The organism is Methylocystis borbori (assembly GCF_036576025.1).
GTDB lineage: Bacteria > Pseudomonadota > Alphaproteobacteria > Rhizobiales > Beijerinckiaceae > Methylocystis > Methylocystis borbori.
Map to the genome: position 1 here is coordinate 1 of NZ_JAZHYN010000033.1, position 23,061 is coordinate 23,061.

Sequence of the window (23,061 nt, forward strand, 5' to 3'; positions counted from 1 at the left end):
CGAGCGTATCCTTGAGCGCCTTCGCTCGCCGCGTCGCCGCGGCCGCCTTGTCGCGATGGGCGCGGCAATTGGGGCCGCAGACGGCGCCCATTCCGTCGAGGCCATGTTCGGCGTCGACCGCGAGCTGTTCCTCCTGCCGCGCCGTCGCCGAGACCGCTCCCATCTCTTCCTGTTTCGACTGGATGATAGCGTCGAGTTCGACAATATTGCGGTCGAGCGTCTCGATCTCGCGCCGTGTCCCTTCAAGCTGGCGGCCCGCCGCCTGCGCGCTTTCCAATTCGGCGGCCGCCTGGCGCGCGGCTTGCGCGACGACGGCCTGCTGCGCCTCCTGGCTCTTGCGGATGGCGTCGCGCAGCGCCGGCCCCGCCTGCCGCGCCGCCCCGATCAGCCCGTCGATCGAATCGAGATAGGCCTTGTAGCTGGGGGACGCGGCGATTCGGGCGGACGTCGCGTCATAAGCCGCGCCGATCTCCTTCGTCGCCGGCAGCAGGACTTCCGCCGCAAGCTCCGTGGGCTGGATTTCGGCGACGATCTTGCGCGAGGAAAGCTTGAAGATGTTGTTGTAATAATAGGTGAAAGAGAAGAAGGCCGAGATCGAGAAGACGAAGGCGAAGACGAGCGCCGTCACGCCGGTCTTGATGATCATGCGTTCGCGGGCCATGCGCCGCCGCGCGATCAGCGCCGCGAGATCGACGCCGAGCGACCAGGACGTCGCGGCGAGCATCGTCAGCACGGCCGTGGTGGCGATGAAGGTTCCCCCGAGGCCGATGAGATCGCCGGGCTCCTTCTGCATGATGTCGATCATGCCGGAAGAGGTCGTATAGAAAACCCAGGCGAGCACCGGCAGGGCCGCCGCCATGCCGACCTTTCCCAGATTAAGTTCGCCGCTCCACAGGCGCGTGAGCGGGGACAGCAGCGCCTCGAAAAAGCCGAAGCGGCGCCGCGCGGGCGCGGGATCGCGGGGGGTGGCGGAAGCGCTCAAGAGAATCGCTCCTTCGCTGCTGAAATCTCTCTTCCTTTTCGCAATGGACCCTCCGCTCGAAAGGGACGCTCGGACGCCGGCATGTTGGGAAGGAAATAAGACGGATTTGCGCTCGTAGCCTTTCCGCCGCCCGGTCAGCGGCTTAAGCCGCTGGGGGCGGGCGTTTGGCCGCCGGCTTTTCCTTGCCGCTCGATTCGTGCTAGAGGCGAAATGGCCTGTCTGCGGCTGAGCCGTTCGGCCGCGGATCGCACTGACGGGCCTTGAACCCGCCAAGTCCCTAAAGGATCAGCCGTGGCTATTCCCTTCCGCTACGTCGCGAAAATCGGCGCCTATCTCCTCAAGCAGCATCTCATGGGCGTCAAGCGCTATCCGCTCGTGCTCATGATGGAGCCGCTGTTTCGTTGCAATCTCGCCTGCGCCGGCTGCGGCAAGATCGACTATCCCGACCATATTCTCAACCGGCGTCTTTCGGTCGAGGATGCGTTGCGCTCGGTCGACGAATGCGGCGCGCCCGTCGTCGTCATCGCCGGCGGCGAGCCGCTGTTGCACAAGGATCTCCCGCAGATCGTCGAGGGCGTCATCGCGCGCAAGAAATTCGCGATCGTCTGCACCAATGCGCTGCTGCTCGCCAAGAAGATCGATCTCTTCAAGCCGAGCCCCTATTTCACCTGGTCGATCCATCTCGATGGCGACAAGGAGATGCACGACCGGGCCGTCTGCCAGGACGGCGTTTACGATCGCGCGGTCGAGGCGATCAAGCTCGCGAAGTCGAAAGGCTTCCGCGTCACGACGAACAGCACCTTCTTTTCCGACGCCGATCCCGAGCGGGTGGCCAAATTCCTCGACGCCACGACGGCGCTCGGCGTCGACGGCATGACGGTTTCGCCCGGCTACGCCTATGAGCGCGCGCCGGATCAGACGCATTTTCTGAACCGCACGCGCACGAAGGAGTTGTTCCGCGCCATTCTGCGACGCGGCGAGGGCGGCAAGGCCTGGGACTTTACCCAGTCGGCGCTGTTTTTGAATTTTCTCGCCGGCAACGTCAGCTATCGCTGCACGCCCTGGGGCATGCCGCTGCGCACGGTCTTCGGCTGGCAGCGTCCCTGCTATCTTCTGGGCGAAGGCTATGTGCCGAGCTTCAAGCAGTTGATGGAAGAGACCAACTGGGATTCCTACGGCGTCGGCAATTACGAGAAATGCGCCGACTGCATGGTGCATTGCGGATTCGAGGCGACCGCCGTCGCCGATTCCGTGCTGCGGCCCTGGAGAGCCGCCGCCGTCGCGCTCTTTGGCGTGCGCACGGAAGGGCCGCTGGCGCCAGACATCTCGCTCGAAAATCAGCGTCCCGCCGAATATGTCTTCGACGAGAATATCGCCAAGCTCTCAGAGATCCGCGAGCACGAGGCGCAGCAGCGGGCCCAGCAGCGGCCCACAGCGGCTTAGGGACGCGAAGGCCGCGCGCGAGTCGAGCCCGGCGCGGATCATGCCGCCGAGTTGACGGGGCTCCCGCATGATTTCGCGCGCGACGGCGGCCGAATCGACGTCGCCTTCGGGCGTGAGCGCCTTTGCGGCGAGCGGCGGCAGCGCGCGCGCCGCCGGATCGCTGATCGCGCGCAGCGCCACGAAGGGTAAATTGCGCCGCCGGGCGAATTCCTCCGCAAGATGCGATTCCATGTCGACGGCGACGGCCTGCGCCTTCTCGCGCAGCGCCGCCTTGGCGGCGGCGTCCATCGCGGGCTGGTCGACGCCGACGATCGCGCCAGGCCCGACCTTGCAGCCGGCGGCGGCGACGCCTTCGATGAGCATGTCGGAAAGGCGCGTATGAGTCTTCCGGCGCGCGTCGCCCCCGACGATTTCATCGGCGACGACGACATGGCCCGGCCGAAGGCGGTGATGCAGCCCGCCGGCGAGGCCGAAACTGACGACGGCGGAAAAATCCCGGCCGCGCAAATCGTCGAGCGCCGCGCGCAGCCGCGCGACATCGGCGCCGCTGCAGAGCGTCTCGACGCCTTCGCCCGCCGCGCAGGCGGCCTCGCGCTTCATGCCGACGACGACGAGAACCGGCGCGAGGATGCGCGGCTCGCTCATCTTTCTGCGGCTGATCGCGCGCGACATCGCCGCCCCTCCGGGCTGACTTACAACCCCACTTCCACCCGCTTATTATTGGCGCGTCTGAGATTGCGGTAGCGCGCCAGCGCCCATAGCGGGAAGAATTTTCCATAGCCATGATAGCGCAGATAGAAGACGCGCGGGAATCCAGTCGCAGTGTATCGCGCTTCGTCCCACAGACCTTCCCCGTTCTGCGTCGATTGCAGATAGGCGATTCCGCGCGCGACGGCGGGATGATCCGTTTCGCCCGCGGCCATCAGCGCGAGCAGCGCCCAGGCCGTTTGCGAGGCGGTGGAGGGCGCGGGCTCATAGCCCTTGTAGTCGAGCTTATAGCTCGAGAGATCCTCGCCCCAGCCGCCGTCCTCGTTCTGGATCGAGACGAGCCAGCCGACGGCGCGGCGGAAGGCGTCATGCTCGAGGGAGAGTCCCGCGGCGTTTAGCGCGCAGAGCGAAGACCATGTCCCATAGATGTAATTCGCCCCCCAGCGGCCGAACCAGCTTCCGTCCTTCATCTGGTCCTTGACGAGATAATCGACGCCGCGTTTCAGCGCGTCGCTCGTCTGCAGAGCGCGCTGCGAAAAAGTGGAACCCGGTTTTTCGCGTGAAGCGCGCTCTAAACTTTTAGAATCGATCACGTTATCTGCATTTGGGCGATTCCGCCCAAATGCAGCGTGATCTAGCGTATCGCCGAGCTGCGCCAGCATGGAGACGCAGCGCGCGGAGACGTCCGCCGTCGGCGGATCGAGCAGGGCGCCGTGATCGGCGAAGGGGATGTGGTTGAGATAATGACAGGTGTTGTCGGCGTCGAAAGCGCCCCAGCCGCCGTTCTTGCTCTGCAGGCCGACGATCCATTCCCTGGCGCGCTCGATGCGCGCGTCATAGGGCTTTTCGCTTTCATGCGCCGTCAGGCGGTCCATGGCGGTGGCGACGACCGCCGTGTCGTCGACGTCCGGATAATGGGGATTGGCGTATTGGAAGGCCCAGCCGCCGGGCCGAACGTCCGGGCGCTGCGCCGCCCAATCGCCTTTCACGTCCAGGATCTGCAGGGGCGCCAGCCAGTCGAGCGCCTTGCGCGCGCGCGCCTTTGCGTCTTCGTCGCCAGTTTCGAGCAAAGCATGGGCGACGAGCGCCGTATCCCACACCGGCGAGACGCAGGGCTGGCAATAGGCTTCTTTATCGTTGACGACGAGCAGGCGCTCGATCGATTCGCGCGCCTGTTTGACGCGTCTGTCGCTCTCCGGAACGCCGAGAACGTCGTACATCAGCAGGCTGTTGACCATCGCGGGGAAGATCGCGCCGAGGCCGTCGAAGCCGTTCAGGCGCTCCGTCGTCCATCGCTCGGCCCTGGCGATCGACAATTCGCGCGTCCGCTTGGGGAAGTAGGGTTCGACGACGCGCAGAACCTTGTCGATCTCGCCGAAAATATGCGCCCAGGGCCAGGTTTGGTGCTCGCCACGGGGCCAGACCTTCACTTCGTGTGGCGGGGTCGTGAAGAGCTCGGAGATATGCACGTCCTTCGCGTTCTTTGCGCGCGGCTTCTTAGCCATCAGCACGAGAAGCGGCACGAGCACTGTGCGCGCCCAATAGGAGACCTTGTCGAGGTGGAAGGGAAACCAGCGCGGCAGCAGCATGATCTCGGCCGGCATGACCGGCACGCCGCGCCAGGGGATTTCGCCGTAAAGCGCCAGCAGCGCGCGGGTGAAGACATTGCTCCTCGCCGCGCCGCCATAGGCGAGAATGGCCTCGCGCGCCCGCGCCATATGAGGCGCGTTTATGTCGTCGCCGATCATCTTGAGCGCGAAATAGCCCTTGACGCTGGCGCTGATGTTGAAGGCGCCGTCCTGAAACAGCGGCCAGCCGCCATGGGCCGGGCTTTGCACGCGGCGCAGATAAACGGCGATCTTGCGTTCGAGTTCGGCGTCGACCGGCTCGCCGCGATAATGGCGCATCAGCACATATTCGGCGGGAATGGTGCAGTCGGCTTCGAGCTCGAAGCACCAATGGCCGTCGTCCTTGCCCAGGGAGAGCAGCGCGCGTTTGGCGCTTTGAATGCTCGCTTCGAGCGTATCAGGTCCGAGCGGAGCGAAATCGGTTTCAATGCGCGCGGCTGCGGTCATCTATAGGCCTCGATCCAATTAGGGCGACGTTAACCGACGCGAAGCGTCGCGGGATTCGCCGCATCGCAATGCGGCTTGACGATGATTTCCACGTCCTGTCCCAGGGCGACGAGAAATCGCAGCAGCCTTTCGACGGAAAACTGCCGGAAGTCGCCATGCAGCATTTTTGAGACGTCGGGTTGTTTGACGCCGAAAATTCGGGCGGCCTCAACCTGCTTCAGGCCGCGCTCCTTCAAGAGCGCGTCGATCTTGCCGACAAGTTGCGCCTTGAGGAGGCGATCGTCGACGCTGGGCAGTGGGGAGGTGAAGGCCATCGCCATGGGGTCGAACTATAGTGATCTGACTATATCGTCAATAGCTGGGGTCGGCGCGCTGAAAAACGGGCGGATTTCGCCCGATCGCAACGAAGTTTTAACCATCGGCCGTCGATGCTCGCCCGAGCGGAACCAGAGGAGCGAGCATGGCTACGAGAACGGAAGGCGCCCGCGCATTGGCGGACCTTGAGGCGGGCAAGTTTTCATTCCAGATGGTCGACGCCATCCGGGAGCATGTGAGCCGTCTCGAGATGGAGCTGCAGCGCGTCACGGCGGAGCTGTCGCGCGTCAGCGCGCTGCATGAGGGCGCCGCCAACCAGATGCGGCAGCAGGAATATACGATCTTTCGGCTGGAAGCCGAGCTGCGCAAGCTGAACGCGCGACTCTACGCCCTGCTGAAGGCGAATGCGTTGACCGAGATCGCCCTCAGCGAGGCGAAGCGCGGCGCGGCGATGTTTGTCGAATATCTCCCCGTCGCGCGCAAGCATGCCGAGGAAGGTTCGAAGGCGGCGCTGGCCTATCTCGCCGCCATCGATTTCAAAGGCAAGCTCGAGGAGCTGAAGGCGCATCCGCTGACCGAGAAGGCGCTCGCCTGGCTGGCGAATTTTGATCCGGCCGCCGAGTGGACGAAGCTGAAGACGCATCCGCTGACGCAAAAGGCGTTGAGCGAACTGCAGCCGGTCCTTCTCAAGGCGCAGGAATATCTGCCGGCGGCGCAGAAGCAGGTCTCGGCGCTTGTCGATAAGGCGACCGCTTACATCGACAATCTGCACAAGAAAGCCGCGTAATTCTGAATCGCAGGCTGAAGGCTGGATTTGCGCGAGGCGCCTCAGGCGCCCGCCAACGCCGCCGCCTTATATCCTGACCTGATCGATCCCTCGATCGTCGCCGGCAGGCCCGTCGCCGTCCAGTCGCCGGCGAGGAAGAGATTGCGCCATTGAGTCGCGGCATGGGGACGTCGCGCCTCCTGCGCCGGCGTCGCGGCGAAGGTCGCGCGCTTCTCCTTGACGATCTGCCAGGGCGGCAAATTTTCGGCGTGCGCCGGCGCGAAGCCGCAAGCGGCGGCGACTTCCGTCCAGATTTTTTGCGCGAGTTCCTCGCGCGATTCGTCCATCAGCCGGTCGGCGCCGCTGATCGTCACCGAGAGCCGCTCGTCGAAGGCGAAAAGCCATTCCGAAAGGGCGCCGACGAGACCCAGGAGCGGCGGCTGCCCGTGAGGCGGCGCGATTCTGAAATGCGCATTAAGGATCGCGCGATGGTCGTTCGGCGCGACAAGGCCCGGGAGAAGCTCCTCGGCGATCCAGGCGGGCGCCGCCAGCACGACGCGGTCGTTTTCGCCAAGCGCGATCTCCTCGTCGCCAAAGCGTAAGGCGCGGGCGCGCGCGCCGTCAAAAGCGATCTCGCGCAGCCGCGCGCCAAAGCGCGGCTCGACGCCCTTCGCCTTCAACGCGCCCAGCGCCGGCTCGACGAAGGCTTCGCCGAGGCCCCTTCTTGCGACGAGCGGACGGCAGGCGGCGCCGCCCGCCGCGAGCGTCTCGCGCAAAACGGCGCCGGCGAGCGTCGCGCAGGCGTCGCGCGGCTCGGTGTTGAGCGCGGAAAGCATCACCGGGCGCCAGAGCTTTTCATATAGCGCGCCCTCGCATCGCATCGTCTCGCCGATGGTCGCGCCTTTCTTCGCCCAAAGGAGCTTCGCGGCGCCCAAATAATCGAGCGGTCCCGTCCCCGGAACGCGTCGGTCCGCGACGAAAATCCACCAGGGCAGGCGCGACGCGTTCGGCCGCAGCCGCCAGCGCGCGCCGTCGCGCATATCGAGAAAATCGAAGACGCATTCCTTCGGGCCGACAAGGGCGTCGTCGCCGGCGCCGATGCGGCGCGCATAGTCGAGCGCAGCCTTATTGCCCGACAGCAGAAGGTGATTGCCATTGTCGATCGTGAGGCCGAGCGTCGCGTCGTAATAGGAGCGGCAGCGCCCGCCGGCCATGCGCGCCGCTTCGTAAAGCGCGACGCGCTTTCCTTCGTCCGCGAGGCGTATGGCGCAGGAAAGGCCGGCGAGGCCCGCGCCGACGATATGGATCGTCGCGCTCACGAAAAGGCGTGACGCAGAAAAGCGGCGATGAGCTTCGCCCGCGACACGCGCACCGGCGCGCGCGGCGCCGCGAAGCCGCGCGCGGCGAGATTGTCGAGGATCGAGCGATAGGCGGCTGCCATGAGATAAGGCGCTTTCACGGCCGCCTTCGGCAGGCCCGCCATCACCAGCTGCGCCTGCTCGTAATGCTCGCGCGCGCGCGCCAGCACCTCGCCGCAGGCGGCGTCGAGCGCGGGATGCGCCAGCACGGCGTGGGGCGCGTAAGACGTGACGCCCGCCGCCTCCAGCGCTTCGCGCGGCAGATAGAGCCGCCCACGCGCCGCGTCCTCGTCGAGATCGCGCAGAATATTGGTGAGCTGCAGGGCGCGGCCAAGATGATAGGCGAGGAGCTTCGGTCCCGTCGGCAGGGCGAAGTCCGGGGCTTCGGCTTCATCGGCGAGGCCGAAGGCGCGCACCGAAAGCCGTCCGACGGCGCTCGCCACGCGATCGCAATAGAGTTCGAGCTTCTCCCAGTCGGGCGCGCATATATCTTCGTCGACGTCCATCGCCATGCCGTCGATCACCGCTTCGAAATCGGCGCGGTCGAGCCGGTAACGGCGCACGGGCTCGGCGAGAAAACCGACGCGCAGGCGAATGCGCCCGGCGTAAAGCTCGTCCAAATCCTCGCGCCATTGATCGAGCGCGGCGCGGCGGAGCGCCCGGTCGCCCTCGTCGTCGGCGATGTCGTCGACCGCGCGGCAAAAGGCGTAGATCGCGAACATGGCGTCGCGCCGTGGCGGCTCCAAAATGCGCATCGCGAGATAGAAGGAGCTTCCGGTCGCGATGGCGCGCGTCCTCAGCGTTGCGGCGTCGGCCATGGCGTCCACGGGCATCAGCGAATTCTCGAATGAACGTCTGGAGCTGCGGGCGAGAGGGCGCGGCGCGGCCGCAAGGTCCGGCGCAGGAGCGCGCCAAGGGCGCCGAAAGCGCCCGTCAGCGCGAAGCCGATCTTGCCCGCATGCGTCTTCTCGCTCAGCGGATCCGCGACCGCGAGCCGCGCGATGAGCTTTTCGGCGAGGCTTTGAATCGCGCCGACCTCCATCGCGAGCCGCATATCGTCGATGAGGTCCGCGAAGGGCCGCGCCTGCGCGAGAAGCCGCGCCGTTCTTTCATTGAGGTCGCGGATCGTGGCGAGGAGCGGCGCCGGCGCTGTCGGCTCCGCGAGCATCTCGACGCGCGCGCCATGGGCGTCAAGCGACTCCCGCGTCAGATAGACGCGATCGAGATTGCGGTAGTCCTTGGCGCAGTCCTGCAAATGATTGATGACCTGCAGGGCGGCGCAGAGCGCGTCATTCGCCGCCCAGACGCGGCTGGGGTCTTCGCCATGGACGTCGCAGACGAAGCGCCCGACCGGCATCGCCGAATAGCGGCAATAGTCGATGAGATCGTCCCAGTCGCGATAGCGCAATTGCGTCACGTCGCGCTTGAAGGCGGTTATGAGATCGCGGGCATGCTGGGGATCGAGCCGGCCTTCGCGGCAGATGTCGCGCAGCCGGCGCGCGACCGGCGCATCCTCGGCGCTCTTCCCCATCAGCGCGGCGTCGAGCCTGTCGAGCAGGTCGAGCTTTTCCTGCGGCGCGAGCGCCGCATGGTCGGAAATATCGTCGGCGGCGCGCACGAAATCGTAAAAGGCGAGGATCGGCGCGCGATGGCGCGGCGCGATGAGGAAGGACGCGACGGGAAAATTCTCGTCGCGATGGGTCTTCCCCGAACTGGTGTGCGCAAGGTCCATGATGACGCCGTTCATGCCGCCCTATAGCATTTTCCGCCGAACCGGCATCCGCCCTTACGCCTCGATTTCGCCCGGCGTTTCGGCTCCGCGAGGCGCCTGGTAGCGGCCCTTCCACTCGCCGCCCCGGCCCCGCAGATGCCGCCAGGCCGATTCAACGGTGAACCACGTATAGCATGCGGCGACGGCAGGCAAAGCGAGCGCGCGCAGCCGCGACAGGCCGTAAAAGCGTAAGGACGGCATATAGGCCTGCGCCATCAGCAGCCAGGAGACGAGCGCAATATCCTGCGCCGGCGACTCGCCGAAAAGCGCGAGCCAAGGCGGCGCGAGATAAGCCGTCGCCATGCCGCTCACCGCCGCGGCGAGCCGCCAGGGCGAATAGCGCAATTGCGCATAGGCGGAGCGCGAGACCATTTTGGCGATGTCGCCAAGACGCGGATAGGCGCGCAGGCTCCGCACGTCGTCGGTGAGGCCGAGCCAGATCGGCCCCTGCGTCTTCATCAGCGCGCCAAGCGCGCAATCGTCGATCAGCGCGCCATGAATGGCGCGCAATCCGCCGGCGGCGGCGAGCGCCTCGGGTCGCGCCAGCATCACGCCGCCCGCCGCGCCCGCGACCGCATGGCCGGGATCGTTGACGAGGCGGAAGGGATAGAGCTTTTGAAAAAAGAAGATGAACGCCGGCACGAACCAGCGCTCGGCGGCGCTCTCGCAGCGCAGCTTCACCATGAGCGACGTCAGGACGGCGCCGCGCGTCGTCGCGCCCACGACGAGGCGGGAGAGGACATGCGGCCCGAAAGCGATGTCGGCGTCGCAAAACAGGACGAAATCGGGACCTTGCGGCAGCGCCCGCACATGGTCGAAGCCCCGCTGCATGGCGGCGAGCTTGCCGGTCCAGCCGGCGTGGGGGCCGCCCGAGGCGAGAATGGTCAGGCGATCCCGCGCGCCATGAGCCCCGGCCGCGCGGCGCGCCGCCTCGGCGGTGCCGTCGTCGCTCTCGTCGTCGACAAGAATGATGTCGAAACGGCCGGGAAAATCCTGGGAAAAGAGCGAGGCGAGGCTCGTTTCGATCACATCCGCCTCATTGCGGGCGGGGACGATGGCGACGACGTAACTTCGCGTCGCCGCCTCGGCGTCGAGGGCCGCGAAGGCGCGGTCATGCTCCGTCAGCCGCCAGAAGCCTCCCCGCAGGGCGATGAGATAAAGCCAGACGAAAAGTCCGACGACGGAAATAAGGGTCGCGAGCATGGCGAATCGAATCGGATGCGCCATCCGGCGCAGGTCGGCCTTTTACCACTCGCGCTCAAGGCGGGCCAGCGCTCGCATTCACGGGCCGCCCATCCGCCTCATCCAGCCCTCCGGCGTCTTGACGTAGAAGCGCTTGACCGCCGCCCAGGCGATGCGATGCGCCGCCTCCTCCTGTCTGGGATCGCCCTCATGCGCCGCATAGGCGTGGTTGAACGCCTCGCGAAAAATGTCCTGCGCATGCCGCGGGAGCAGGCGCTGGAGATTTTCGGGAAGGTCGGCGTTGCTGGCGTAGGGCAGGGCGGCCTCGGCCTCCTTCAACGGCGTTAGAGCGCTTCCCGATCACATGGAATCATGTGATCGATAAGGAATCGCTCAAAACCAAAATATTGGAGCAAGGTTCTCATCGAAAAAGTCTGTCAACTTTTTCGGAACCTGCTCTAGGCGCTTGCGATCTCCGCGACGATGGCCTCGGCCGCCGCGCGGGGGTCGGCGGCGCGGGCGACGGGGCGGCCGACGACGAGATGGTCGGCGCCGGCCGCAATGGCTTCGCCCGGCGTCATGACCCGCTTCTGGTCGCCCTTGTCGGCGCCGGCGGGGCGCACGCCCGGCGTCACCAGCAGCATGTCGGGGCCGACGATCGGACGAATGGCGGCAAGCTCCAGCGGCGAGAGGATCAGCCCGTCGATCTTCGCCGCGCGCGCCTGTTCGGCGCGGCGCTGCACGAGATCGGCGACGCCCAATCCATAGCCCGCCTCTTTAAGGTCGGCGTCGTCATAGGAGGTCAGCACGGTGACGGCGAGGAGCTTCAGCCCGCTTGCCTCTGCGCCGAGGCGCGCCGCCGCCATGGTCTGGGGAAAGGCGTGGACGGTGAGAAAATCGACGCCGAGCTTCGCGATCTGGCGCGTCGCGCGCTCGACCGTGACGCCGATGTCATGGAGCTTCAGATCGAGAAAGATGCGCTTGCCGGCGGCCTTCAACTCGCGGGCGAGGTCGAAGCCGCCCGGCGCATAGGCGAGCTCCATGCCGATCTTATAGAAGGTGACGGCGTCGCCGAGCGTCGCGATCAGCGCGCGCGCCTCGGCGACGCTTTCGACGTCGAGCGCGACGATCAGCCGGTCGCGGATTTTGTCGCTCACCACCTGACGGGCTTGCCGGCGTGGCCGGCCTTGCGATAGCGCCATACGCGCGCCGGCGGAATATTGAGCATGATGGGCGCGGAGCCCTTGCCCACATAGGCGCCGCGGACGCCGCGCGCCTGCAGCGGCATTGGCGATTTGGTCAGCCCATATGTGAACTGGATGAAGAGCCCGTCGTCGCCCATCAGCTCGAAAGACTGATGCAGCAGCTCGACGCGGTCGCGTTCGGGGCGCACCAGAAGCGGCAGGCTCGAGACGACGGCCGCGATCTTGCCCTCGACCTTGCCCTCGAGCGTCGCCTTCAGCCCATAGGCGTCGCCCTGCACGATATGGACGCCGGGAAACCGTTCGCCGAGCAGGCGGCAGAAGCGGTTTTCATATTCGACGAGCACGAGACGCTCGGCGGGAATGCCGCGAGCGAGCAGCGCCTGCGTCACCGGCCCGGTGCCGGGGCCAAGTTCGATGATCGCTCCCTCGCGGTCGAGATCGACGAAGCCCGCCATCGCCTTTGCGAGCGCCTTGCCGGAGGGCGAGACGGCGCCGATGAGGCGCGGATTCTCGATCCATTGGCGGATGAAGCGGGCGTTGTCCGCGAGGCTCGCGTGCGCCCCATTGAGCTTATGTTTTTTTTGCAACAAGAGCGCCGCCCCCGGGTTGATAGGCGCAAACGGCCCCGATGAGCGGGGCCGCGCGCCCGATGATAGGGGAGCCGCGCGTCAAAAACAACGCAGGCGCGCCGCCGAACGCCCATGAGCGTCGACGCGCGTTCAGCCGCCGAAGAGGTCCTTCATCCGCGCGAAGAAGCCGGTTTCTTCAGGATGAGTATCATGGGAGGACTCCTCCTCGAATTCGCGGAGCAGCTCCTTCTGGCGCTTGGTGAGTTTTTGCGGCGTCTCGACGCTGATCTGCACATGCAGATCGCCATGATCGCGCCCGCGCAGCGTGGGCATGCCCTTGCCCCTCGACTTGATCTGGCGGCCCGACTGCGTCCCTTCGGGGATTTTGAGCGTCACCTCGGAGCCGTCGAGCGTATGGACCTGGATTTCGCCCCCGAGCGCCGCGCGCACCATGGAGATCGGCACGCGGCAATAAAGGTCCGCGCCGTCGCGCTGGAAGAAGGGATGCGGCTTCACCGAGAGGAAAATATAGAGATCGCCCGGCGGCCCGCCGCGCAGGCCCGCCTCGCCTTCGCCCGCGAGCCGGATGCGCGTGCCGTCTTCGACGCCGGGCGGCACATTGACGGAGAGTTCGCGCTCCACCGTCTTGCGCCCCGCGCCCGAGCAGGAGGGGCAGGGATCGTCGATGATCTCGCCGCGCCCCTGGCATGTCGGGCAGGTTCGCTCGATGGCGAAGAAGCCCTGCTGCGCGCGCACGCGGCCCATGCCGCCGCAGGTCGAGCAGGTCTTGGGCTTGGAGCCCTTTTTCGCGCCGGTGCCGGAACAGGCCTCGCAGGCGGCGGAGGTCGGAATATTCAGCGAGGCGGTCTTGCCGTGATAGGCCTCGTCGAGCGTGATCTCCATATTGTAGCGAAGATCCGAGCCGCGCTCGCGGCCGCCCGAGCGGCTGCGCCTTCCCATCACGTCGCCGAAGAGGTCCTCGAAGATGTCGGCCATGGAGGCGCCGAAGCCTTCGGTCGAGAAGCCCCCCACGCCGCCGGCCTGTTCGAAGGCGGCGTGCCCGTAACGGTCATAGGCGGCGCGCTTCTGGGGATCGCAGAGGCATTGATAGGCTTCGTTCAATTCCTTGAAGCGGGCCTCGGCCTCCCTGTCGCCGGGATGACGGTCGGGATGGCATTGCATCGCCGATTTGCGGAAGGCGATTTTCAAATCGACTTCCGTCACCGTGCGGCTGACGCCGAGAACTTCATAATAGTCGCGTTTGGACATTTTTCTTAATCTTCGAGCGGTTTTTCCGAAGCTCCGCCGATCCGCTCGCCCGCCGCTCCGTATATGGCTTCGAGAGGATTTAGCAACTCCGGGAGATCGATCAGCGCCGTTCGCCAGACGACGCCAAAGTCGAGTTCGACATATCCATGGGCGATGCGATTGCGCATGTCGATCATGCCCCGCCATGGAAGTTCGCCATGCGCCGCGGCGAAGGACGGATAGGATCGCGCGAGCCGGGTCGCGGCTTCGCCGATGATAATGAGTTCATGGCGACCGCCTGCTGCGTGCGGTTGTCGGCGAGAAACGCGTCTTCCGTCATGCCTTCGACATAGGATGTCGCGAGGCGAGCCGCTTCGAGAATTTGGTCGAGAAGCACGAAAACGTCGCCGTCCTTCATATCGGGACGGCCTCGGCGACGACTTTCGCTCTGATGCGTTTGGGAAGCTCAAGCGGCGTCAGGAGATCGACTTTCACGCCCAAAATCTCTTCCAACTCAGCATGGAGTCCGCCCAAATCGAGCAAAGTCGCATCGGGTAAAGCATCGACCAGAATGTCGATGTCGCTGCCTTCTTCGTCCTCGCCGTGCAGAACCGAGCCAAAGATGCGCGGGTTGGCCGCCCTGCGGCGGCTGACCGCCGCGCGCACGGCTTCCCGATTTCTTTCCAGCGCTGCGGAAGGCCGCATGCGTATCCCTCAACCCGTTCGTTCGCCTGAAGAAACGGCGGTCGGACCTATCTGAAACGCAACGGAACCCGGCGTTTTGCGCGCCGGGTTCCGGTTTCGCTACCGCATCGGGGCGGCCATCGCCAGCCCCGATTTACTTCTTGTCGTCGCCGACATCCTTGAATTCGGCGTCGATCACGTCGTCCTTCGGCGCCTCCGAGGCGCCGGCGCTGGAGGCGTCGGCCTGCTGCGCCTTGTACATCGCCTCGCCGAGCTTCATCGACGCCTGCGCCAATTCGTTGGCGCGGGCCTTGATCGCCTCGGCGTCCTCGCCTTCGATCGCGGTCTTCAAGGCGGCGATCGCCGCTTCGATCGCGCTCTTGTCGGCGGCCGAGACCTTGTCGCCGAATTCGGCGAGGGATTTCTCGGCGGCGTGGACCCCGGCCTCGCCATGGTTCTTGGCGTCGACCAATTCGCGGCGGATCTTGTCTTCCGCGGCGTGTGCCTCGGCGTCCTTGACCATCTTGTCGATGTCGGCGTCGCTGAGGCCGCCCGAGGCCTGGATGCGGATCTGCTGCTCCTTGTTCGTCGCCTTGTCTTTCGCCGTTACGTTGACGATGCCATTGGCGTCGATGTCGAAGGTCACTTCGATCTGCGGCATGCCGCGCGGCGCCGGCGGAATGCCGACGAGATCGAACTGGCCGAGCAGCTTATTGTCGGCGGCCATCTCGCGCTCGCCCTGGAAGACCCGGATGGTGACGGCGGTCTGATTGTCTTCGGCCGTCGAAAACACCTGGCTCTTCTTGGTCGGGATCGTCGTATTGCGGTCGATGAGGCGCGTGAACACGCCGCCGAGCGTCTCGATGCCGAGCGAGAGCGGCGTCACGTCGAGCAGCAGCACGTCCTTCACGTCGCCCTGCAGCACGCCCGCCTGCACCGCCGCGCCGATGGCGACGACTTCGTCCGGGTTGACGCCCTTATGCGGCTCCTTGCCGAAGAACTGTTTGACGACTTCCTGCACCTTCGGCATGCGGGTCATGCCGCCGACGAGCACCACTTCGCCGATCTCCGCCGCCGAGAGGCCGGCGTCCTTCAAGGCCTTGCGGCAGGGCTCGACCGTGCGCTGGATGAGATCGTCGACCAGCGTCTCGAATTTCGCGCGCGTCAGCTTCAAGGTGAGATGTTTCGGGCCCGTCGCGTCGGCGGTGATGTAAGGCAGATTGATCTCCGTCTGCGTCGCCGAGGAGAGTTCGATCTTGGCCTTTTCCGCCGCCTCCTTGAGGCGCTGCAGGGCGAGCTTGTCCTTGGTCAGGTCGATGCCCTGCTCCTTTTTGAACTCGCCCGCGAGATATTCGACGATGCGGTTGTCGAAGTCCTCGCCGCCGAGGAACGTGTCGCCGTTCGTCGACTTCACCTCGAAGACGCCGTCGCCGATTTCGAGGATCGACACGTCGAAGGTGCCGCCGCCAAGGTCATAGACCGCGATCGTGCCGGACTGTTTCTTGTCGAGGCCATAGGCAAGCGCCGCGGCGGTCGGCTCGTTGATGATGCGCAGCACTTCGAGCCCGGCGATCTTGCCGGCGTCCTTCGTGGCCTGGCGCTGGGCGTCGTTGAAATAGGCGGGAACGGTGATGACCGCCTGGGTGACGGTCTGGCCGAGATAGGACTCGGCCGTCTCCTTCATCTTTTGCAGAATGAAGGCTGAAATCTGCGAGGGCGAATATTGCTTGCCGGCGGCCTCCACCCAGGCGTCGCCGTTATTCGCCTTGACGATCTTATAGGGGACGAGGCCGATGTCCTTCTTGGTCATCGGGTCGTCGAAGGTGCGCCCGATCAGGCGCTTGATGGCGAAAAAGGTCTTGTCGGGATTCGTCACCGCCTGCCGTTTCGCCGGCTGGCCGACAAGGCGCTCGCCGTCGTCGGTGAAAGCCACGATCGAGGGCGTCGTGCGCGCGCCTTCGGCGTTTTCGATGACCTTGGGGCTCGACCCTTCCATCACGGCCACGCAGGAATTGGTCGTGCCGAGGTCGATGCCTATGATTTTGCCCATAATGTCTGTCCTTCCGCTGGCGAATCCGGACCCCGAAGCGGTCCGGCTCAAAAAGGCGAAGGACGGCGGCTCGCCATGAGCCCGCCGCGCGATCCCCGCCCATTCTCCCACAGATTGTGTTGCGCCTGCGCGGCCGCAAGAGCAGGCCGGATATAGAAGAAGGAATTGATTGCGACAAGGCGTCCGCGGTTGATGCCGCGAGATGCGGCCGCGTCGATCCTCGGGACTCTCCTCTCTTAAAAATGCCGGGTGCGCCATTGACGAAGTAGTGACGGCTGACGATTATTAAAAGTCGTCAGTCAAGAGCGGCGGCTCCCCCACGCCGCGCCTTTCCGGCCGGAGGCCCATGCGTCATCCTCGACTTTGGCCCGTTCTCGCCGCCGTCGCGACGCTCCTTTCCGCTTGCGAGCGAAAGGAGGCCGCGCGCGACTCTAGCGAGGGCCGCGCCGAGCGTCCGGTGCTGGTCGCGCCGGCCCGCTACGCCGCCCAGTCGCAGGCGCGCGAATTCGCCGCGACGATTCGCCCGCGCGTCGAATCGGACGCGGGGTTCCGCGTCGCCGGCAAGGTGATCAAGCGCTATGTCGAAGTGGGCCAGAAGGTGAAGCTCGGCGACCCTCTGGCGGCGCTCGACGAAAAGGATCTGCGCCTGCAATTGGAGCAGGCGGAGGCGGAGTTCGCGGCGGCGCGGATGGCGCAGACGCAGGCGCTGGCCGACGAAGGCCGCGCTTTTGAACTGCGCCGCAAGGGCTGGACCGCGCAAGCCGCGCTCGATCGCGCCCGCGCCGGCGCCGAAGAAGGCCGCGGCCGTTTCAAACGCGCCGAGCGCGCCGCGGAGCTCGCCCGCCATTCGCTCGACTACGCCACGCTGAGGTCCGACGCGGATGGCGTGGTGACGCAGACGCTGGTCGAGCCCGGACAGGTCGTGGCCGCCGGGCAGGCCGCTTTTCGCATCGCCCATGCGGGCGAGTTCGAAGCCGCGGTCGCCCTGCCGGAAGCCTTCGCCGCCGCGGCCGGCAAGGGCGAGGCGAAACTCACCCTCTGGTCGAAGCCCGGCGCCGTCTATCGGGCGAAGCTGCGAGAATTGAGCCCGGCCGCCGATCCGGTGACGCGCACCTTCGCCGCGCGCTTCTCCATCCTCGATCCCGACTCGGCGATCGCGCTCGGCATGAGCGCGACCTTGATCGTCTCCGCCTCCGACGCCGAGCCCGTCGTCAGCGTGCCGCTCTCGGCGCTCTACAATCAGGGGGCGGGGCCGGGGCTTTGGAAAGTCGACGAGGCTGGGAATCTGCAACTCGTCCCGGTCACGGTGGTGCGCTACGAAGCCGACGCCGCGCTCGTCGCCGGCGGCGTGAAGGAGGGCGACAATATCGTCGTTCTCGGCGTCCACAAGCTCGATCCAGGCATGAAAGTCCGCGTCGTCTCGCGGCAGGCGCTGTGAGGAGGCCGGCGTGTCGGGCCTGAATCTCTCGCGTTGGGCCGTGAAGCGGCCGACGCTGATGCTCTATCTGATGATCGCGATCAGCGTCACGGGCGCCTTCTCCTATATGCGGCTCGGGCGCGCGGAAGACCCGTCCTTCACCATCAAGGTCGCCAATGTCACCGCCTTCTGGCCGGGCGCGACGGCGACGGAGATGCGCGACCAGGTCGCCGATCTTCTGGAAAAGAAGCTCCAGGAGTTGCCCTTTCTCGAGAAGATCGAGACCTACGCCAAACCGGGCTTCCTTGCGATGCAGGTGGCCTTCAGGGACAACACGCCGCCAAAAGAGATTCCGCAGCTCTTTTACCAATTGCGCAAGAAGCTTGGCGACGTCGCGCCGCGCCTGCCGGCCGGCGTGCAGGGCCCGAACGTCAATGACGAATATGGCGACGTTGATACGGTGATGTATGCGGTGAGCGGCGAGGGCGCCGATTACCAAATCCTCGACAGAATCGTCGAAGCCTTGCGCCAGCGCCTGCTCGCCGTCCCCGACGTGGTCAAGGCGGACGTCTATGGCAAGCAGGAGCGCCGCATCTTCGTCGAATTCAGCGAGGCGAAGCTCGCAAGCCTCGCCGTTCAGCCGCAGGCGATCTTCGAATCGCTCGCCAAGCAGAACGCCGTCAATGACGCCGGCGTTTTCGAGACGTCCGCTAATCGCGTCCGCGTCCAGGCGACGAGCGACCTCAAGGGCGCCGACGCCATCGCCGCCATTCCCGTCGAGGCGAATGGCAAGGTGATCCGGCTCGGCGACATCGCCAATGTCCATGCGGGCTTCGAGGACCCGCCGAGCTTTCTCGCGCGCTTCAAGGCCGAGCCCGCGATTATCGTCGGCGTCGTCATGGCGAAGGGCGGCAACGTTCTCAAATTCGGAGAAAACATCGACGCGGCGGTCGAGGAGGTGCGCGCCAAGACGCCGATCGGCGTCGAGATCGACCAGATCGCCGACCAGCCGAAAGTCGTCGGCGAGGCGATCGGCGAATTCACCCGCTCCTTCCTCGAAGCTCTGGTGATCGTGCTCGGCGTCAGCTTTCTCTCGCTCGGCTTTCGCGCCGGCGTCATCGTCGCGCTCTCCGTGCCGCTCGTGCTCGCGATCGTCTTCATTTGCATGGGGCCGCTCGGAATCGATCTTCAGCGCATTTCGCTCGGCGCGCTCATCATCGCGCTCGGCCTTCTCGTCGACGACGCCATCATCGCCGTCGAGATGATGATGGTGAAAATGGAGCAGGGCTACGACCGCATCAAAGCCGCGACATTCGCCTGGGAGTCGACGGCCTTCCCGATGCTCACCGGCACGCTCATCACCGCGGCGGGTTTTCTGCCGGTCGGCTTCGCCAATTCGGGAGTGGGCGAATATACGAGCTCGATGTTCTGGGTGCTGCTCGTCGCGCTCCTAGCCTCCTGGGTCGTCGCGGTGATGTTCACGCCCTATCTCGGCGTGAAGCTCCTTCCCGATCTCGCCAAGCTCCATCCCCATCGCGATCCCGACGAAATTTACGAGACGCCTTTCTATCGCCGGCTGCGCGCGCTCGTCGCCTGGGCGGTCGATCGTCGCGGCCTCGTGATCGCGGGGGTCATCGGCGTCTTCGCGCTCGCCGTCGCCGGCTTCTTCGTCGTGCAGAAGCAATTCTTTCCCTATGCGGAGCGATTGGAGCTTTTCTTTCAGCTTCGGCTTCCCGAAGGCTCCTCGATCGGCGCTTCGCTCGAAGCCGCGAAGCAGGCGGAGGCGCTGCTTAAGGACGATCCCGACGCCGCCTTCTATACGAGCTATGTCGGACAGGGCCCGCCGCGTTTCTGGCTCGGCCTCAATCCGCAACTGCCGAACGAAGCCTATTCGGAGCTTGTGATCCTCGCCAAGGACATCGAGGCGCGCGAACGATTGAAGAAGAAGCTGGAGACGGCGATCGCCAATGGCGCGCTGCCGCAAGCGCGCGCCCGCGTCGACCGCTTCTCCTATGGGCCGCCGGTCGGCTTTCCGGTGCAGTTCCGCGTCGTCGGCGGCGATCCCGAGAAAGTGCGCGAAATCGCCTATCAGGTTCGCGACGTGATGCGCGGCGATCCGGGCGTCGACGATCCGCATCTCAATTGGAACGAGCAGACGCCGCGCGTGCGGCTCGTCATCGATCAGGATCGCGCCCGGCTTCTGGGGCTGACGCCGCAGGACATATCGAACCGGCTGAAACTCGCGATCTCGGGCGTGACCATCGCGACGCTGCGCGACGGCATAGATCAGGTCGAAGTGGTGGCGCGCGCCAATCCGCAGGAGCGCGGCGATCTTTCGCGGATCGGCGACATGGTGGTCTATGCGCGCGACGGCAAGGCGGTGACGGTCTCGCAGGTCGCCAAGATCGTCTATGAGCATGAAGAGCCGATCTTCTGGCGGCGCAACCGAGATATGAGCATCACCGTGCGCGCCGGCGTGAAGGACGGCGTGCAGGCGCCAGACGCGACGATGCGCATCTGGCCCCGGCTCGCGGACATCCGCGAGCGTCTGCCGCAAGGCTATCGCATCGATATGGGCGGCGCGATCGAGGAATCGAACAAGGGCAACGCTTCGATCTTCGCGGTCTTTCCGCTGGTCCTTCTGGCCATGTTGACCATCGCGATGCTGCAGCTCCAGAATTTCACCCGCGTCGCGCTTGTGATGATGAGCGCGCCGCTCGGCGTCATCGGCGCGTCGCTTGCGCTCAATCTCGCCCATGCGCCTTTCGGCTTCGTCGCGCTTCTCGGACTCATCGCGCTTTCGGGCATGGACATGCGCAATTCGATTATTCTCGTCGATCAGGTGCGTCAGGATCTGGAGCGGGGAGAAAATTATCGGGACGCCATCATCGGCGCGACTGTGCGGCGCGTGCGGCCCGTCGGGCTCACGGCGCTCGCCGCGATCCTCGCCATGATTCCGCTGGCGCGCTCCGCCTTCTGGGGGCCGATGGCGCTCACCATCATGGGCGGGCTTTTCGTCGCCACCTTCCTCACCGTGCTGTTTCTGCCCGCGCTCTACGCCATGTGGTTTCGTCGCCACCTCGGCGAGCGGCTGGCGGAGCCGCAACGCGCCGAGGCCGCGAATTTCGTCAATGGGCTCGCGAGGGGGCCCGCGCAATGAACGCGATGGGAGAAACGACGCCGAACGCGCGCGAAAACGAGCAGCGGGCGCGGATCGTCGCCACCGCCGAACGGCTCTTTCGCGAGATCGGCTTCCAGAAGACGACCGTCGCCGATATCGCGCGCGAATTGCGCATGTCGCCGGCCAATGTCTATCGCTTCTTTAGCGCGAAATCCGAGATCAACGCCGCCGTCGCGCGCCACCTTATGAGCGAGGTGGAGGCGGCGGCGCAAAAAATCGCCGATGGGCCGGGCTCGGCGACGGAGCGCCTGCGCGCGCTCATCGTCGCCAATGAGGCCATGAACGCCGAGCGCTATGTCGCTGATCGCAAACTTCACGACATGGTCGAGGCGGCGCTCGACGAAAACTGGCCGATCATCTCCGAGCATATCGACCGCATCGACGCGGCGATCGAGCGGATCGTGGTCTCCGGCATGGAGAGCGGCGAATTCGCTCCGGGCGACGCCAATCTCGCGGCCCGGCTCGTTCACGTCGCCTGCATTCGCTATTGCCATCCGCGGCTGATGGTCGAATGCGCCGACCATCCGACTCCGGAAAGCGCGCAGATGGTCGAATTTTGCATTGCGGCGCTGCGCGCGGGAATCCCCAGCCCTGATCCGTCAAAATCCTGAAGCGCGGCGCGAAACAATTCCGCCTATGCCTTTAACGCCCGCTTCGTATAGATTGGCGCGGGAAGGGCGATAGCGCAGGAAAGCAGGCTTGGGATGAAGGTCACTCTGGTTCAGATGAATTCGGTTAGCGACAAGGCGCTCAATCTCGCCAATGCGCGCGCCCTGATCGAGCGCGCGATTGTTCAGGAGCGCCCGGACTGGATCTGCCTGCCGGAGGTCTTCGATTTCATTGGCGGCTCGCGCGCCGAGAAATGGGAGGCGGCCGAAGAGCTGCCCGGCGGCCCGGCCTATGAAATGTGCAGCTCTCTCGCGCGCGAACATAAGGTCTTCATTCACGCCGGCTCCATCCTCGAAAAGGCGCCCGGCGAAGAGCGGCTGCACAACACCAGCGTCGCCTTCAACCGCGACGGCGAGGAGGTCGCCCGCTATCGCAAAATCCATATGTTCGACATCACCGCGCCCGACGGCGCGAAATATCACGAGAGCGCCGCCTTCAAGCCGGGCGATTCCGTCGTGACCTATGATTGCGAGGGCGTCACCGTCGGCTGCGCCATCTGCTACGATCTGCGCTTCTCCTATCTGTTCCAGGCGCTCGCCGACAAGGGCGCGGATCTTGTCGCGCTGCCGGCCGCCTTCACGCTCGTGACCGGCAAGGACCATTGGGAAGTGCTGTGCCGCGCCCGCGCCATCGAGATGCAGGCCTATCTCTGCGCGCCGGCGCAGACGGGGGCGCATAAGGCGGGCCATGAAACGCGGTTCACCTACGGCAATTCGCTGATCGCCGACCCCTGGGGCCAAGTGGTCGCCAAGGCGTCGGAAGGCCCGGGGCTCGTCTCGTCCTATGTCGACATTGAGCGCATCCGCAAGGTGCGGGCGATGATCCCTGTCGCCCAGCACAAGGTGAAACTGGCGGTCTGACGCGCGCGGCGCCGGGCCGCGGCCGGGCCTCTCGCCCTTGCATCTCCCTGATTTATGCGTACTATGTCCGCTATCGGCCCTAAACGCCCTGTTTATTGCCTTGTGATATTGCGAAAACTTCGAGGGGAACCGTGTTCCGCCAAGTCCCGACCAATCGATTCTTGGGCGCTCTTTCGGCATGGTAAGAAAGAGCGCGCCAGGAGGCACCCTGACACGCGCGGCGCTGCGAGAGGCCGTTTATGGCTGCTGCCCCGCGTTGTCGCGCGCCGAGGCGCGCAAGATTTTGGATGCCGCATTCGATGAGATCAGCGAAGCGCTGCTGCGCGGGGAATCCGTGAAATTGCGCTCATTCGGCACGTTCAACGTGCGCGCCAAGCGTCAGCGCGTCGGCCGCAATCCCAAGACGGGCGTCGAGGCGACGATCACGCCGCGCCGCGTCCTGACCTTCAAGGCCTCGCCCGTGCTCGTCGCCCATGTGAATGGCGACGCGGTCATTCCTGAAGAGGACTGAGTCCTCTATTATCCCCTGACCGATCTTCGCTGTCTGGCCCCGGCGCGATCGAAAAGCGCCGCGCTGG

22 protein-coding genes and 1 pseudogene are annotated in these 23,061 nt (G+C 65.5%); 7 read left to right on the forward strand and 16 right to left on the reverse strand.

The annotated features are described in order from the left end of the window. Positions 1-982, reverse strand: a pseudogene (locus V3H18_RS11405) (hypothetical protein); the annotation flags it as partial. 291 nt (positions 983-1,273) lie between these two features. On the opposite strand from V3H18_RS11405, the gene hpnH reads away from it, so the two are divergent. Further along, the gene (gene hpnH, locus V3H18_RS11410; protein WP_332082175.1) at positions 1,274-2,425 is read left to right on the forward strand and encodes an adenosyl-hopene transferase HpnH; all 1,152 of its coding nucleotides are present in this window, start codon (positions 1,274-1,276) and stop codon (positions 2,423-2,425) included. Here the strand turns inward: hpnH and V3H18_RS11415 are convergent. The 3 genes from V3H18_RS11415 to V3H18_RS11425 are packed head-to-tail and all read right to left on the reverse strand — an operon-like array spanning position 2,366 to position 5,522. Beyond that, positions 2,366-3,097 (reverse strand): phosphorylase family protein, encoded by a 732-nt coding sequence (locus tag V3H18_RS11415; protein WP_332082176.1) that lies wholly within the window; start codon positions 3,095-3,097, stop codon positions 2,366-2,368. The genes hpnH and V3H18_RS11415 overlap by 60 nt on opposite strands. A gap of 20 nt (positions 3,098-3,117) precedes the next feature. Beyond that, on the reverse strand, positions 3,118-5,208 hold the full coding sequence (shc, locus tag V3H18_RS11420; RefSeq protein ID WP_332082177.1) for a squalene--hopene cyclase: 2,091 nt from the start codon (positions 5,206-5,208) through the stop codon (positions 3,118-3,120). A 29-nt stretch (positions 5,209-5,237) separates the two neighbouring features. Further along, positions 5,238-5,522, reverse strand: coding sequence for a helix-turn-helix domain-containing protein (locus V3H18_RS11425; RefSeq protein ID WP_332082178.1), 285 nt, complete (start codon positions 5,520-5,522; stop codon positions 5,238-5,240). A gap of 146 nt (positions 5,523-5,668) precedes the next feature. Between V3H18_RS11425 and V3H18_RS11430 the strand changes: the two genes are divergently transcribed. Continuing rightward, complete coding sequence (locus tag V3H18_RS11430; protein WP_332082179.1) at positions 5,669-6,310, forward strand: hypothetical protein; 642 nt, start codon at positions 5,669-5,671, stop codon at positions 6,308-6,310. 41 nt (positions 6,311-6,351) lie between these two features. Here V3H18_RS11430 and hpnE read toward each other — a convergent pair whose 3' ends face one another. The 12 genes from hpnE to dnaK all read right to left on the reverse strand — a co-directional run bounded on the left by hpnE (position 6,352) and on the right by dnaK (position 16,356). Then, positions 6,352-7,608: a hydroxysqualene dehydroxylase HpnE gene (hpnE, locus tag V3H18_RS11435; protein ID WP_332082181.1), complete on the reverse strand. Its 1,257-nt coding sequence runs from the start codon at positions 7,606-7,608 to the stop codon at positions 6,352-6,354. After that, positions 7,605-8,480, reverse strand: coding sequence for a presqualene diphosphate synthase HpnD (gene hpnD, locus V3H18_RS11440; protein ID WP_332082182.1), 876 nt, complete (start codon positions 8,478-8,480; stop codon positions 7,605-7,607). The genes hpnE and hpnD overlap by 4 nt, the downstream gene beginning before the upstream one ends. After that, positions 8,480-9,394 (reverse strand): squalene synthase HpnC, encoded by a 915-nt coding sequence (gene hpnC / locus V3H18_RS11445; protein ID WP_332082183.1) that lies wholly within the window; start codon positions 9,392-9,394, stop codon positions 8,480-8,482. The genes hpnD and hpnC overlap by 1 nt, the downstream gene beginning before the upstream one ends. Positions 9,395-9,433: 39 nt before the next feature. Continuing rightward, positions 9,434-10,621 (reverse strand): glycosyltransferase, encoded by a 1,188-nt coding sequence (locus V3H18_RS11450; protein ID WP_332082184.1) that lies wholly within the window; start codon positions 10,619-10,621, stop codon positions 9,434-9,436. Between the two features lie 78 nt (positions 10,622-10,699). Then, entirely contained in the window at positions 10,700-10,918 is a 219-nt protein-coding gene (locus V3H18_RS11455; protein ID WP_332082211.1) for a ChaB family protein, read from the reverse strand. A gap of 140 nt (positions 10,919-11,058) precedes the next feature. Continuing rightward, complete coding sequence (gene pyrF / locus V3H18_RS11460; protein ID WP_332082185.1) at positions 11,059-11,757, reverse strand: orotidine-5'-phosphate decarboxylase; 699 nt, start codon at positions 11,755-11,757, stop codon at positions 11,059-11,061. After that, positions 11,754-12,395, reverse strand: coding sequence for a class I SAM-dependent methyltransferase (locus tag V3H18_RS11465; RefSeq protein WP_332082186.1), 642 nt, complete (start codon positions 12,393-12,395; stop codon positions 11,754-11,756). Before V3H18_RS11465 ends, pyrF begins: the two co-directional genes overlap by 4 nt. 129 nt (positions 12,396-12,524) lie before the next feature. Further along, entirely contained in the window at positions 12,525-13,643 is a 1,119-nt protein-coding gene (gene dnaJ, locus V3H18_RS11470; RefSeq protein WP_332082187.1) for a molecular chaperone DnaJ, read from the reverse strand. Between the two features lie 5 nt (positions 13,644-13,648). Then, positions 13,649-13,903: a HepT-like ribonuclease domain-containing protein gene (locus tag V3H18_RS11475; RefSeq protein ID WP_332082212.1), complete on the reverse strand. Its 255-nt coding sequence runs from the start codon at positions 13,901-13,903 to the stop codon at positions 13,649-13,651. Beyond that, complete coding sequence (locus V3H18_RS11480) at positions 13,816-14,040, reverse strand: HepT-like ribonuclease domain-containing protein (RefSeq protein WP_332082213.1); 225 nt, start codon at positions 14,038-14,040, stop codon at positions 13,816-13,818. Before V3H18_RS11480 ends, V3H18_RS11475 begins: the two co-directional genes overlap by 88 nt. Next, positions 14,037-14,327, reverse strand: coding sequence for a nucleotidyltransferase family protein (locus tag V3H18_RS11485; RefSeq protein WP_332082188.1), 291 nt, complete (start codon positions 14,325-14,327; stop codon positions 14,037-14,039). Before V3H18_RS11485 ends, V3H18_RS11480 begins: the two co-directional genes overlap by 4 nt. Before the next feature lie 133 nt (positions 14,328-14,460). Continuing rightward, the gene (gene dnaK / locus V3H18_RS11490; RefSeq protein WP_332082190.1) at positions 14,461-16,356 is read right to left on the reverse strand and encodes a molecular chaperone DnaK; all 1,896 of its coding nucleotides are present in this window, start codon (positions 16,354-16,356) and stop codon (positions 14,461-14,463) included. Between the two features lie 346 nt (positions 16,357-16,702). Between dnaK and V3H18_RS11495 the strand changes: the two genes are divergently transcribed. From V3H18_RS11495 to V3H18_RS11515, 5 genes are all read left to right on the forward strand, one after another. Further along, a complete protein-coding gene (locus V3H18_RS11495; protein ID WP_332082191.1) occupies positions 16,703-17,794 on the forward strand; it encodes an efflux RND transporter periplasmic adaptor subunit in 1,092 nt (363 codons plus the stop codon). Positions 17,795-17,804: 10 nt separating this feature from the next. After that, positions 17,805-20,933 carry an efflux RND transporter permease subunit gene (locus V3H18_RS11500; protein WP_332082193.1) on the forward strand — a complete coding sequence of 1,043 codons (3,129 nt, stop codon included), beginning with the start codon at positions 17,805-17,807 and terminating at the stop codon, positions 20,931-20,933. Next, positions 20,930-21,565 (forward strand): TetR/AcrR family transcriptional regulator, encoded by a 636-nt coding sequence (locus tag V3H18_RS11505; RefSeq protein ID WP_332082195.1) that lies wholly within the window; start codon positions 20,930-20,932, stop codon positions 21,563-21,565. The genes V3H18_RS11500 and V3H18_RS11505 overlap by 4 nt, the downstream gene beginning before the upstream one ends. 93 nt (positions 21,566-21,658) lie before the next feature. Continuing rightward, a complete protein-coding gene (locus V3H18_RS11510) occupies positions 21,659-22,483 on the forward strand; it encodes a carbon-nitrogen hydrolase family protein (RefSeq protein ID WP_332082196.1) in 825 nt (274 codons plus the stop codon). Positions 22,484-22,661: 178 nt separating this feature from the next. After that, complete coding sequence (locus tag V3H18_RS11515; protein WP_332082197.1) at positions 22,662-22,994, forward strand: integration host factor subunit alpha; 333 nt, start codon at positions 22,662-22,664, stop codon at positions 22,992-22,994. Positions 22,995-23,061 lie beyond the last annotated feature (67 nt).

What these genes read in the sequence shown, in the direction of transcription:
- V3H18_RS11415 (WP_332082176.1), bottom strand. Translation starts at nt 3,097, where the DNA reads ATGTCGCGCGCGATCAGCCGCAGAAAGATGAGCGAGCCGCGCATCCTC.
- shc (WP_332082177.1), bottom strand. Translation starts at nt 5,208, where the DNA reads ATGACCGCAGCCGCGCGCATTGAAACCGATTTCGCTCCGCTCGGACCT.
- V3H18_RS11425 (WP_332082178.1), bottom strand. Translation starts at nt 5,522, where the DNA reads ATGGCCTTCACCTCCCCACTGCCCAGCGTCGACGATCGCCTCCTCAAG.
- V3H18_RS11430 (WP_332082179.1), top strand. Translation starts at nt 5,669, where the DNA reads ATGGCTACGAGAACGGAAGGCGCCCGCGCATTGGCGGACCTTGAGGCG.
- hpnD (WP_332082182.1), bottom strand. Translation starts at nt 8,480, where the DNA reads ATGCCCGTGGACGCCATGGCCGACGCCGCAACGCTGAGGACGCGCGCC.
- hpnC (WP_332082183.1), bottom strand. Translation starts at nt 9,394, where the DNA reads ATGAACGGCGTCATCATGGACCTTGCGCACACCAGTTCGGGGAAGACC.
- V3H18_RS11450 (WP_332082184.1), bottom strand. Translation starts at nt 10,621, where the DNA reads ATGCTCGCGACCCTTATTTCCGTCGTCGGACTTTTCGTCTGGCTTTAT.
- dnaJ (WP_332082187.1), bottom strand. Translation starts at nt 13,643, where the DNA reads ATGTCCAAACGCGACTATTATGAAGTTCTCGGCGTCAGCCGCACGGTG.
- V3H18_RS11480 (WP_332082213.1), bottom strand. Translation starts at nt 14,040, where the DNA reads ATGAAGGACGGCGACGTTTTCGTGCTTCTCGACCAAATTCTCGAAGCG.
- V3H18_RS11485 (WP_332082188.1), bottom strand. Translation starts at nt 14,327, where the DNA reads ATGCGGCCTTCCGCAGCGCTGGAAAGAAATCGGGAAGCCGTGCGCGCG.
- dnaK (WP_332082190.1), bottom strand. Translation starts at nt 16,356, where the DNA reads ATGGGCAAAATCATAGGCATCGACCTCGGCACGACCAATTCCTGCGTG.
- V3H18_RS11495 (WP_332082191.1), top strand. Translation starts at nt 16,703, where the DNA reads ATGCGTCATCCTCGACTTTGGCCCGTTCTCGCCGCCGTCGCGACGCTC.
- V3H18_RS11505 (WP_332082195.1), top strand. Translation starts at nt 20,930, where the DNA reads ATGAACGCGATGGGAGAAACGACGCCGAACGCGCGCGAAAACGAGCAG.
- V3H18_RS11510 (WP_332082196.1), top strand. Translation starts at nt 21,659, where the DNA reads ATGAAGGTCACTCTGGTTCAGATGAATTCGGTTAGCGACAAGGCGCTC.
- V3H18_RS11515 (WP_332082197.1), top strand. Translation starts at nt 22,662, where the DNA reads ATGGTAAGAAAGAGCGCGCCAGGAGGCACCCTGACACGCGCGGCGCTG.